Here is a 12,593-nt window from a genome sequence, read left to right on the forward strand (position 1 = left end):
ATTGCTACGATCAAAAGAATCCATACGTCTGGAAAACAGGGCTTAGATTGCCCAAGTTAACCGGGCTAACCCTCTTGCCACTGTATGGAACCTGCCGCATCGGCCAGGGGGCGGACTGGCCTCCTCCTTCTGAGGCTGAAGCATTCCCTCTTCGCCAGTGTTTTGCTCTGCGGGTAGGAAATCGGCTGTTAGCCGCCACGGTTTGGCTCTGCCTGATAAGTCACGGCATCTTTGTCACCAAAAGCCGGAAGATTTTCAGCATCAACCGGCTGACCCCCAGGCGAATTTTCCGACATTTGTCGCTAGACTGTGGCTCCCAGAAACAGTTTCTACTTGCCCCGTTAACAGAGATAAACGCAGTGAGTTTTGATCCATTTGAAGTACGAGATCAATTTGACACCGGCAATGGTTCGGCAACGATTTACCGACTGAGCAAGCTGCAGGATGCTGGGCTGGGGCAAATCGACCGCATGCCCTTCTCAATTCGCGTGTTGCTGGAGTCAGTGCTTCGCAATTGCGATGGCTTTTCGGTTAGCGAAGAGGACGTGAAGAATTTGGCGGCCTGGAACGCAGCGGCTCCGGCGAAGCAGGAAGTTCCTTTTAAGCCCTATCGCGTGGTGCTTCAGGACTTCACCGGTGTCCCAGCAGTCGTCGACTTGGCAGCGATGCGATCGGCGATGCAGCGAATCGGTGGTGATCCCAACAAAATTAACCCGCTGATTCCTGTCGACTTGGTGGTCGATCACAGTGTGCAGGTTGATTTCTTCGGCAACGGAGACGCTCTTGGGCGGAACGTGCAGCGTGAATTTGAACGCAACCAAGAGCGTTACGAGTTTCTGCGTTGGGGCCAGCAGGCCTTCGATAACTTCGGTGTCGTGCCGCCCAACGTTGGGATTGTTCACCAGGTGAACCTGGAATATTTGGCGCGTGTTGTTGCCCTGCGTGATACCGGGGACGGCTTGGTCGCCATGCCAGACACGTTGGTGGGAACCGATAGCCATACAACGATGATCAATGGCCTTGGCGTTTTGGGCTGGGGCGTTGGCGGCATTGAAGCGGAAGCCAACATGTTGGGCCAACCGCTGTACATGCTGATGCCGGAGGTGATTGGATTCGAGCTGATCGGGCAGTTACCAGCCGGTGCCACGGCGACCGACATGGTCTTGCGAGTGGTCGAGTTGCTGCGTGAAGAAGGCGTGGTTGGCAAGTTCGTTGAATTCTTTGGCAGCGGCATGGCAGCGATGAGCGTTGCTGACCGAGCAACGATCGCTAACATGGCACCTGAATACGGTGCCACCATGGGCTTTTTCCCCGTCGATCAGCTGACGTTGGATTACCTGCGCCAAACCGGTCGTAGCGATGATCAAGTTGAATTGGTTGAACGTTATTGCAAAGAACAAGGCCTGTTCCACACCGCTGGCGGACCAGAACTGCAGTACACCAAGACCTTGTCGCTTGACCTTTCGACGGTGCAACCAAGCTTGGCCGGACCGAAGCGTCCGCAAGACCGAATCTCATTGACTGACATGCAGTCTTCGTTCCAGAACTCGTTGACCGCGCCGGTTGGCAAGACTGGCTTTGGGCTTGGCGAAGGTGATTTAGGACGGACTGGCACCGTTGCTGACAACGGGCACAGTTCGACCATCAAACATGGTGCCGTCGTGATCGCCGCGATCACCTCTTGCACCAATACCAGTAACCCTTCGGTCATGATCGGAGCGGGCTTGCTAGCCAAAAATGCTGTCCAGCGCGGGCTGCAGGTGGCGCATCACGTCAAGACCAGCTTGGCACCAGGGTCCCGCGTCGTCACTGAATACTTGGACAAAGCCGGTTTGACCGATGCCTTGAATACATTGGGCTTCAACACCGTTGGCTATGGCTGCACGACCTGCATTGGCAATAGCGGCCCCTTGCCGAAACCCGTTGCCGATGCGATTGAATCAGGTGATTTGGTTGCTTCGGCGGTGCTGTCTGGCAACCGAAACTTCGAAGGTCGCGTCAATCCACTGACCAAAGCAAACTACTTGGCCAGCCCGCCTTTGGTGGTTGCCTACGCATTGGCTGGGACGGTTGATGTCGATTTGGATTCGGAGCCACTTGGACAAGATCAAGACGGCAACGACGTCTTCTTGAAAGACATTTGGCCGACCAACGAGGACGTTCGCCAAACCGTTCAGGATTCGATCGACCCGGAAATGTTCACCGAGCAATACGGAGCGGCGGTTAACGGCAATGAATTGTGGAATGCGATTGATGCGGCCGAAGGCGCGATCTATCCATGGAGCGAAGAGAGCACCTACATTCACCATCCACCGTTCCTGGATCATGTGACCGGCGAAGCAGTCCCTGAGATTGGTCCGATCACCGGTGCTCGTTGCTTGGTCTTGCTAGGAGACTCGGTGACCACTGACCATATTTCTCCCGCCGGTGCGATTGCAACCGATGGGCCTGCGGGCCATTTCCTGCAAGAGAGCGGTGTTCCGATCAAGGAATTCAATAGCTTTGGCTCGCGACGAGGGAATGACTTGGTCATGGTGCGTGGCACCTTTGCCAACATTCGCATTCGTAACCAACTGGCTCCGGGAACCGAGGGTGGCGTCACACGTTACCTGCCAACCGACGAAGTCACCAGCATCTACGATGCGTCCATGCGTTATCAGCAAGACGGCACTTCGCTGATCGTCTTGGCTGGCGCTGAATATGGAACCGGTAGTAGCCGTGACTGGGCCGCCAAAGGCACGATGCTGTTGGGCGTCAAAGCCGTGATCGCAGCCAGCTACGAGCGAATCCACCGTAGTAACTTGGTCGGGATGGGAGTCCTGCCACTGGAATTCGCTGGCGACAGCACCTGGCAGTCACTAGGACTGACCGGTGAAGAAACCTTCGACATTCCTGATCTGTCCGAAGACCTGCAGCCGCGTAGTTCCATCAAAGTCACAGCCACTGCTGCCGACGGCAAAGTGACTGAATTTGACTGCTTGGTGCGAATTGATACGCCTGTTGAATTGCAGTACTACCGCAACGGCGGCATTCTGCCGACCGTCCTTCGTAATCTCGCGGAATAGCAATCAGCGAATCGAAGCTCGGCTGGAGCCGCATCGTGCGTCGCTCCAGTCAAGCTGTGCCGATTCGTTGATCGAAACCGACACCTCCTCGCTCGGCCTTCCCCGGCGATGTGAACCAATCATCGGCTTGACTAGATCTCATCATGTTCCTGTCAAGCCTGTTGTCGGAGCCCCGAATGTGCTTGTCGGCAACAACTAAAACACCAAACACCACCACGAAAGTGAATTCATGAGCGATCTTTTTAAGCGATACAACGAAATCGAAAAGCAAGTTGACGCCGAGAACTATGACGAAGCGATTCCAGCTTTGGTTGCACTGACCGAAGAGGACGAGAACTTTGTCATGGCTCATCTCGCTTTGTCACGTGTTTACACTAAAACTGGACAGCACGAACTGGCCGTTCAGCATGGTGAGAAAGCCTGTGAAATTGAGCCAAACGATTCCTTTAATTTCACTGCACTAAGCGTGACGTATCAACGTGCCTGGGCTGGCACGCAAGATCAGGCCTACATCACCAAAGCCGAAGACGCGATGGCGAAAGCCAAAACGATTGAAGGTCGCTAAGCAACGCGGCACCCATCAACCGCATGAGCGTTTGATACGGTTTCTATCAGCAACCCCCTCCCGCTTGCGGGAGCGGCTGTGTTAGATGTCAAGCGTTTTGTGGATTTTCCCATGTTGTATTTGTTTTGACCATTGTGTTGAGTGTGATGAGGATTTTGCGCATGCATGCGGCAATAACGACCTTTGGAGGCTTGCCTTGTTCGGTCAGTCTCTTGGAGAAGGCTGCGATCGCTGGGTTGTATCGGCGAGCACTCAGTGCGGCCATGTAGAGCGCCGATCGCACTGATCCACGGCCTCCAAAAATCGAACGCTTGCCTCGCATCTGCCCGCTGTCCCGGTTGAACGGTGCTAGTCCAACGAGCGAGGCGATTTCCCGTCGGTTCAGGTCGCCAAGCTCTGGTAACTCTGCAATGATCGTTGCTGATGTCACATCGCCGATACCAGGCATCGTCCCAAGTAATTCGGCGCGATGCTTCCAGTCATCATCAGACTGCACAAGCTTTTGGATCTCACGATCAATCATTTTGATGTCCTTGTTGATTGCATCGAGAACGCGCTGAATGCTCTTGCGAACCGCTCCGGACACGGCTTGTCCCTGTCGGTTCTTCTCGGCAGTTCTGGTGCCGATCAACTGTCTTCTTCGAGTCACAAGCTGATCCAATTCACCCTGCAATTGCTTGGTTTTGGCGACGGCTCGGGGCCTCGTCAATTTCCCAAACAGTGCGATGATGCGTGCGTCGATCTTGTCAGTCTTTGCCAATTGTCCAATCGCTTTGGCAAAGTCTCTCACTTGTCTTGGATTGACCACAGAGACAACATGGCCGGCTTCAACAAGTCGCACAGCGAGTGGACGTTCGTAGTTGCCAGTGGCCTCAATTACGATCAGGCAAGACTTCGCTTCTGGCAACAAATCCACTAGCTCATCAATTCCCTTTGGATCATTGGGAACGACAGTTGTCGTGGCTTGTTCATCAAACGCGAGATCAAGCTTGGCTTTTGAGACATCGATTCCGATAAAGTGTTGAAAACTCATCTTGGATGTATCCCTTCCTTGCAAATGCGAGCTCGAGAGCTTGTCTCGGCTCAGGCGGCTGTACGGGCTATTTACCAAAGGCCGACGACGATCCGGCTCCCGCACAGTGTCTGCGTTGCAGCACTCGAGGGTCAACGATCTGCCGTCGGCCGCAGTTGCTTTAGCCTCTTCGCTACGCTCAGAGGCTAAAGCAACTGCATCTGTAGTGTCCAACGAAACACCACTAGAATGTAACATACAAGGGTCGGCCGGTTTGCGGTGGTGGCGCGCTGGTGAGTTTGCAGGTTTACAAGGCGGAGCAATGGTTGTCTCACTGGCCGGCCGGGGAGGGTTTCGTTGAGGCGGCATTGCGGTTGGCGTTGCCAACCACGTCACCCTCACCTCGCTTAGGCTCGACTCTCCCGCCAGCGGGAGAGTTCAGTCAACGAACGGTCAACGGTTTCGTTGTGGCGGGTTGCAGTTGGCGTTGCCACGTTTTTTGGTGCGTGCAAGCTCGGCACCCTACGGTTTTGCGGTCAGCAGTTCTGTGGTTCACCACGCCCCTTCAACAAAACACATCAGCCGCTTTGGCGTTCGCGACGGTTCGGTGATGGGGTTGCCCTAAAACGGGGACGGAATGTGTCAGGCTAGTTCAGGCCATTGCCCTGTCTGGAAAAAATGTTCTAGTTGGTCAACGTACGGTTGAACGTTGAAGTGGTGGTCTGTCAGCCACTGCTCGTTGTGATAGGTGTCCAGGTACCGTTCCCCACCATCGCAGATCATCGAGACCACTGTTGCGGGTTCCTCGCGTTTGGCTAACTCGGCAATGATCTGGAAAGCGGCATACAGGTTCGTGCCCGTCGATCCACCGCAGCGACGGTTAAGCAGTTTGGTTAAGAATCGCAGCGTCCCAAAGGTGGCTTCATCGGGAACTTGGATCATGCGATCAACGATCGAGCGATTGAAGGACGGTTCGACGCGTGGTCGCCCGATGCCTTCCACTCGGCAACTGCGATCAGAGACCAGGGTTTTGTCGCCGGTCATGAAGTAATCGTAGAACACAGACCCGGCGGGATCGGCTACGCATAACTGTGTGGCATGAGATCTGTATCGAATGTAGCGACCAATGGTTGCCGACGTCCCGCCGGTGCCAGCACTGCAAACAATCCAATTGGGGATCGCCGGAGATTCAAAGCTCATTTGTTCATAGATGGACTCAGCAATGTTATTGTTGCCCCGCCAATCCGTGGCCCGTTCTGCGTAGGTGAACTGGTCCATGTAGTGGCCGTCCAATTCTTCGGCGATTCGCGCCGCTTCGGAGTAGATTGCTGAGGAGTCAACGCAGCGACATTCGCCGTTGTAAAAGCTAATGTGATCAATCTTTTCTTGCGATGTCCCCTCAGGAATGACAGCGATGAATGGCAGGCCTAGCAGCTGAGCGAAGTAGGCTTCCGAAACGGCCGTGTTGCCAGATGAAGATTCCACAATCGTTGTCCCTTCTTTGATCTGGCCATTGCACAGGCCATACAGGAACAGCGACCGAGCCAGTCGATGCTTGAGACTGCCCGTTGGATGAGTGCTTTCATCTTTTAAGTACAGCGAAATCTTTTTCAGCGCCGGGAGCTCGACCTTGATCAAGTGCGTGTCAGAGGACCGTTTCACATCGGATTGAATCAAATACAGAGCACGACTGAGCCAGGGATTCATGGAATCATTCCTTGAGGGATTCAACCTTACAGTATCCAAACGACCGCGCCGGTGCACTGCTGGAAACAAGCTCCATGCACTCGTTCGATACCACACACCAAGTTGCCATGCTTCGCAAGCGAAAAGTGCCATGCTTCGCAAGCATGATGAGGTGTGATAAAGAGCGTTGTCGTCAACTGCTTGCTGGCCAACTTGGACGCGTCGGCCAGTGATGTCTGTCAAGCGATGTCAGACGATTTCAAGTCAGCAGCGAAAATGATGCACTGAATCATCCGCAGTGCCAAGGTGGCGGGCGCGAAGAATCGCTGAAGCACTGGTGACTTCAAGACGCATTCAGGATGAGGAGTCGATGGAATCGGGGCTTCCGTGTCCGCTTGCCATTGATCCAAGTCTTGGCAACGGCTGGCTGGAAGATCTGGCATTGAAGCGGCCAATGCTCTTTGCTTCCCCTAGGATCGTCCATGAAATGGGCGAGGGCCATTGAGTGGTCTTCGAGGAAATCGATCAAGTTTCGGCGGCCATGACGCAGGCTCCTGGATGGAAATCCTCTCCAGGAAGACGTTTTGCATCTGCTCTTTTTCGTTTGCCAGAACGCACCCGTCCTGTGGACTGGCGTTCGCCCTGGCACGACGTTTAGACCCGTTTGAGGGTACCGGTGTAGCCGGCGAAGCTGTCGGTTTCGACACCTAGACGCTGCAAAATGGTGACAAATAAGTTCGCCAGTGGCAATTCTTCGATTTCGACCTTGCCACGCCAACCGGCGTCGCTGGTGATGCCTGCACCGGCTTGATTGTCTTCGTTGCCGACACCGAACTTCAGGTAGCGACCGTTCTCAAAGCCCAGATTTTTGCCGCCCGCAGAGATGATCGGATAGTTGCGAGACAGGTGGAAACTACTGGACGCCGAACCATGCATGGCAAAAGTATTGTCAAGCATGTTGCCATTGCCATCGGGTTCATCGGTATCCTTGAGCCGCTTGATGAAGCGACCAAACTCCTCGGCTTGGTAGCGGTTGTAGGTTCCCAGGTTTTCCCAGCCTTTGGGTTGCTTGACCGCGTGAGTCAATCCATGAGCGCCGCCAAGGCCGACTGCTCGGGCGAGCAAGTCGTGCGGGCCTTCACCGTTTTCGCGTCCAAGTTGGAACGTTGCCGCACGCGTGGAGTCACTCATGAACGCCAAGTAAATCAGTTCGTACATGGTCTGGAAGTACAGTCGCGCTTCCTTGGGTTCAGCGTCCAGATGTAAAAACTGTGTGTCAACTTGCGGGACGGGGGTATCGATCCACTGTTGAGCTTTGGCAAGTTTGACTTCAGTGTCTCGAACGGCATCGAGGTATTGCTTCAGTGTCGCTTGATCATGTTTGGAGAGCTTGCGTCCCAGAGCACGCGAGTTTTCAATCAGCATGTCCAGCGAGCTCTTGCTGCGCGCAAGCTTGGCAGCGGCATCTTTGCTGCTGGCAACAAACAGCGTGTCAAAGATCTGCTTGGGCTTGTTCATCGCGGGGATCGGACGCCCTTCGCGGTTGAAGGATTGTGTCTGCGCACCACGAGGGCCACCGACGCCACCGTTGGTTGACATCACCAACGATGAATGGCGAGTGAATTTGCCAGCGTATTCTGCGTAGACTTGATCCAGTGAAATGGAATTCTTGTAGGGACCATGGCCTCCAGTGGCGGCACCGGTTAGATATTGGTCTGCGTTGGAGTGTCCGTGAACTTGCCGAGCGGCTGGGTGTGACAGTCCAGAGTAAATCGTGATGTCGTTGCGCAGGGGTTCCAGCGTATCAAGAACCTTGGTGAGCACGAAGTCGCGTTCGCCACCTCTGGGAAACCAGCTCCAGTCTTTCCACGCCGGGTCAGTCTTTAGCGGCAGGCCAACGCCATCGGGATGATAGACACTGACAAAGCGACGCGGCGTTTGATCTGCTTGGGTTTGATCGGCAAAGGTTTCCATCCATGGCAGGGCCAGGGCAACCCCGGTTCCACGCAGGAAGGCACGCCGACTGAATGCTTGGGACTGATCGCTCATGGTTCGATTCCTGAAGTGAGGTTCCGACAATGTGTCTTCGTGACGAGTAAGGTTAAGTTCAACAGCAGGCAGGGAAGCGTTAGGGCGAATGGAATAAATCACTTTCCGTGATCAAGTGTACCAAATCGCGAAGTTGGTCGTCGTTTTGACGTAGTTTCTGAGTCAGTGTTTCAAGATCGGCATGATCACCAAAGGACATCGGCCGTCCGAGCGCGTAGGTTGCCATTTTATGCACCATTGCCCGAGCAAATTGGTCTTGCCGCTCGGTTAACAGGTACCGCTTCAGGCCATCAACTCCGTCCAGCGTTTGCTTGTTGAACAGTTGCGCGCTGGCGTCGACTGGGGCATTTTTGATCTTCGTGCGAAAAGAGCCCATCGCATCATAGTTTTCGAAGGCAATTCCCCAGGGGTCGATTCTTGCATGGCACGAGAAACAGGCCGGCTTGTTACGGTGGTCGGCAATCCGTTCCTTCAAGGTCATTTGCAAAATGCGAGGATCGGTCAGATCGACTTCAGGAACATTCGGCGGTGGCGGAGGAGGCGGATCATGGAGAATTCGCTCCAGCATCCAAACACCGCGTTTCAGTGGATGCGAATCCTTGCCATCTGAATTCATCGCCAACACGGCAGCACAGGTCATCACGCCACCGCGCTGAACACGCTGGTCAATTGCCACCGGGCGGAAGTCAGGGCCGCGAACATTTGGAATGCGATAGTGGGCCGCCAAGCGTTCATTGACAACAGCATAGTCGGCATGCAAAAAATCCATGACACTATGATTCTGGTTCAGGACTTCGCGAAACAGTTCAATCGGTTCGCGACGTATCGCTTCGGCAAGGTCTGCATCCTTGATGTGCGTGATGCTATCAAGGCCATCAAGTCCCAGCCACTGAGTGACAAAGTGTGTGGCAAACCGTTTGGCACGAGGGTCAGCCAGCATGCGATCAACTTGTTTGCCTAAAACTTCGGGGTCGCTGAGCGTCCCACGGTTCGCAAGATCATACAACTGTTCATCCGGCAAGCTGGACCACAGAAACAGTGACAGACGTTTGGCAAGTTCGAAGTCGTTGATGCGACGTTCTGCGTCATCGGCTGCGCGTGGGCTTTCCTGCTTTTGGATCACGTACAGGAACTCAGGGCTGGCCATCGCGGTCGCCAAAACTTCCACCATGGCTCCTTCAAAGCTTTCGAAGTCGGTTCGGAAAGTCTTAAAGAGCTTCACGTAAGGTGTCACATCGCTCTCGTGAACAGGACGCTGCCAGAGCCGAGTCAAAAAGTGAGTCAAGACTTCGACCGCGTAATGATCCTCGTTGTCTTGATGCTTGCTAGCGATGAAGATGTCTTGGTGTGATTTTGGCGGCCATTGCTCGTAGAAAGGAGCGGTGATCTCAATGCTTTCCATCCACACCTGAAGTGGTTGATCACGACGGTGTGCATTGGAGACGTTGCGAATGTGCAAGAACTCGTCGCGGCGTGGGAACGTGGTGGTTAGCTTGCGAAACGGGTTGCGCTGGATTTCACCGAGTTCAATATCGAAGTGGACGGTTTCAGGCGAATCGATGGTTGCCGTGATCGGCAGATCTTGCCTGCTAATGGTCTGGGAAAAGTTAGCGTTGTTGCTGGTGTGAGCACTAAAGACAAAACGCAACGCTGCGAACTCGTCGGGATGGTTTGTGGAACGCCCCGTCCGCATGCTGACACGCATGATGCCTTCGTCGGGCAGAAAACGATCCAGGTTTAACTTCAATTCATTATTACGAGGCATGACCAGAACGACGGGATCGGACTCGTCTTGGTCCTTGGTCATGGGCTCTTTCAGCGGATTCGCTTTGGCATTAGAAAATTGAATGGCCTGGCCGGTCTGACGATTGTAAAGGTGCTGGCGAGATTTCTTGCCCTTCGCTGATTCATCATCGTATTGAAACGATTGGTCTTCTTTCCCAGAGGTTAAACGTGTTAATTCATCCTGCATGACAATCCGGTACTGAACAGGTTCCGGACGCGGACCCATCACGGTCGCTCGCCGCAATGCTTTCAAGCCGATCGCGCGATAGCTTTCAAACTGCATCGTGGACATCTGCAACAGATCCGAGTTGTTTTTGAAGCCCTCCTCGGAAACCGTTTCTGGCGGCAGCGGTTCAGCAATCTCATAAGACAGGCCAAGCAGGTCCTGGATCGCGTAGTTGTATTCGTATTTCGTCAGCCGACGAAAGGATGAGCGGGTCTGTTGGCTGCGGCGAACGACAGATGCTTTTCGCATTTCTTCGCTGAGCCAATCGATGATCTTTGCTCGGTCTTGATCTGCTAACGCAACCTCCGGTTCATCCTCTGGCGGCATTTCTGAATTGCTAAGCACGTGATAGATCTCACGCCACTGCGAAACGTTTTTGCCAGAGATCAAATCAGGGTCCAGTTGGTCAATCCGGAGTCGTCCTTCCGCTTCGTCGGGCCCATGACAGGAAAGGCAGCTCTTGATCAGGACTTGCTTCAATGACTGATGGTAAAACGTGACATTGGCCTGATAAAGCTCCGCTTGATCGGGGCGCGCCGTCGCTTCGGTCTGCTGTTTGGCAGGCGGATTCAAAAGGTTCGAATTGGCACGTCCTAATGCGCGTGCTGCTTGCAGTGTGATGGCGGGTTCATCAGCCAATGCAGATGGGGCAACACTCGCGCAGCAGATTGCCAACAAGCAGAAATAAAGCAACTTCATAGCGTCTATCGTTAGGAATATCGTTTGGAAACGTGTGCTTCCAGTCAACACGTCGATCGTTAACACCGATCATCGCATTGCCAAAGCATGGAGACGTTGTTCCAGCAGACACAAATGCATTGCGCCGGCAAACGACTGATTTGCAGTTAGTGGGACAAGGTAGGGGAGTGACATGTCCCGAAGGTGGGCAGGCGGTGCTGAATCAGGGCAACCCGATCGTCTTCCGATCAGTGCTCGCCGTGCGATCAGCAAACGTCTGTCTTCAAATGATAGCAAATCTGGCTATGAAAAGCGAGTTGAATCCTCGCCGAATGAGAACCTTCACCGTCCGAGGTGGCAGTTTGCCACCCTCTGACCGGGTTCGTTGATAGCACCAATCACGCTGTTTGGCGGTTGTTAGTCGGCACAGAGCGACCGCCAGCGATGAACGAGCTCTCTCGGTGGCCTGCGGAGTGTTTTACTGGGGAAGATGGCGGCGGTGAGGCGGTTCAGCCGATGGCGGCAAGTCGACTTGATGCTCTTCCTGGTAGCGACGTCGCTCCACAGGCGAGGCGTAATAGCGCAACCAAGTGTCCGTGTCTTCAACACACATCCATTCCAATGCCTTGCCTGGGACGTCTACCATTTTCTCGCAGCACGTCATGATGTCACGGTAGATCACGGTGTACAGCTCGCGATCACTTAAATGGTCCGTGCAGCGAAGCACAATGTTCTTAGCGAACAGTTTGCCAATCACCTGCCGCAGTGCACTCGGCAATTGCTCGTCGCCCAGTGCCTCGGGGGGAAGCATCTGCAAAGGCGGTGAAAACCAGTCACTGATCGGCAGTGCAGGAGCCCGTTCCCAAGCTAACATCGATGCGAGGTACTCGTTCTCAACCTGCAGCGACATCTCTCCGGTGGACGAATCAATTGACTCGTCACGATACGGTTCAAGTTCGTCACGTAGACGTGCATTGGCCAAGAGAAGCTCGACTTCATCAAGCGTTCGTAGGTGGGGATTTCGAATGTCCATTTTGTTCGAGCGGCCAAGTAGGAGGGAATGGTCACCTGTGGTGGATCAAATGAGTCCTTAAACACAGGTTCGGAGCATCGTCCTTGGTGGTTCAGTAATCGGCCTGCAAAGCAGACTTGTACTTAGAGTGGGTTGTGTGCTGCGCCGTGTGGGTGGTCGCTGCTCTGCGAGTCTTGTCACAGATTCAGCGGACGCCGAACACCGAGTCGTGGTCCAAGGTTCGGTGCGCCGACATACCGAAGCGTTGCAACGGTGCCAGCAAACGATTCTGTCGAGGTTAAAAAACGGTGCCCTGCCGGATTTCGCTTCGACGCCTTGATGGTATCCGTCGGCGCGTCGGTCTCAACTTTCAACTTAACCAAAAACATTGTTTCAACGCATTTTCAAGCGTTGGGCGTTGGCGTGACCGTTACGACTGGAATCCGTTACCAGGCGCTGATCGATACAAGTTGATTGATCGGAAAAAGCTTGCCTAACCGGCGCGGCTGAAATCC

8 protein-coding genes are annotated in these 12,593 nt (G+C 54.1%); 2 read left to right on the plus strand and 6 right to left on the minus strand.

What is annotated here, in order from left to right:
- The first annotated feature begins 359 nt into the window (after positions 1-359).
- Both acnA and SV7mr_RS07735 read left to right on the plus strand, forming a co-directional pair.
- On the plus strand, positions 360-3,065 hold the full coding sequence (gene acnA, locus SV7mr_RS07730) for an aconitate hydratase AcnA (RefSeq protein ID WP_145270756.1): 2,706 nt from the start codon (positions 360-362) through the stop codon (positions 3,063-3,065).
- Positions 3,066-3,294: 229 nt separating this feature from the next.
- Complete coding sequence (locus tag SV7mr_RS07735) at positions 3,295-3,630, plus strand: tetratricopeptide repeat protein (RefSeq protein ID WP_145270759.1); 336 nt, start codon at positions 3,295-3,297, stop codon at positions 3,628-3,630.
- Positions 3,631-3,718: 88 nt separating this feature from the next.
- Here SV7mr_RS07735 and SV7mr_RS07740 read toward each other — a convergent pair whose 3' ends face one another.
- The 6 genes from SV7mr_RS07740 to SV7mr_RS07765 form a co-directional block, all read right to left on the minus strand.
- Positions 3,719-4,663, minus strand: coding sequence for an IS110 family RNA-guided transposase (locus SV7mr_RS07740; RefSeq protein ID WP_145270761.1), 945 nt, complete (start codon positions 4,661-4,663; stop codon positions 3,719-3,721).
- Between the two features lie 621 nt (positions 4,664-5,284).
- Positions 5,285-6,349 carry a PLP-dependent cysteine synthase family protein gene (locus SV7mr_RS07745; protein WP_145270763.1) on the minus strand — a complete coding sequence of 355 codons (1,065 nt, stop codon included), beginning with the start codon at positions 6,347-6,349 and terminating at the stop codon, positions 5,285-5,287.
- A 218-nt stretch (positions 6,350-6,567) separates the two neighbouring features.
- Positions 6,568-6,771 (minus strand): hypothetical protein, encoded by a 204-nt coding sequence (locus tag SV7mr_RS07750; RefSeq protein WP_145270765.1) that lies wholly within the window; start codon positions 6,769-6,771, stop codon positions 6,568-6,570.
- A gap of 211 nt (positions 6,772-6,982) precedes the next feature.
- Positions 6,983-8,377 carry a DUF1552 domain-containing protein gene (locus SV7mr_RS07755; protein ID WP_145270767.1) on the minus strand — a complete coding sequence of 465 codons (1,395 nt, stop codon included), beginning with the start codon at positions 8,375-8,377 and terminating at the stop codon, positions 6,983-6,985.
- 79 nt (positions 8,378-8,456) lie between these two features.
- Complete coding sequence (locus tag SV7mr_RS07760) at positions 8,457-11,087, minus strand: DUF1592 domain-containing protein (RefSeq protein WP_145270769.1); 2,631 nt, start codon at positions 11,085-11,087, stop codon at positions 8,457-8,459.
- Between the two features lie 457 nt (positions 11,088-11,544).
- Positions 11,545-12,099 carry a hypothetical protein gene (locus SV7mr_RS07765; protein WP_145270771.1) on the minus strand — a complete coding sequence of 185 codons (555 nt, stop codon included), beginning with the start codon at positions 12,097-12,099 and terminating at the stop codon, positions 11,545-11,547.
- Between the last annotated feature and the right edge of the window lie 494 nt (positions 12,100-12,593).

The sequence above is a fragment of the Stieleria bergensis genome (assembly GCA_007745635.1).
GTDB classification, from domain to species: Bacteria; Planctomycetota; Planctomycetia; order Pirellulales; family Pirellulaceae; genus Stieleria; species Stieleria bergensis.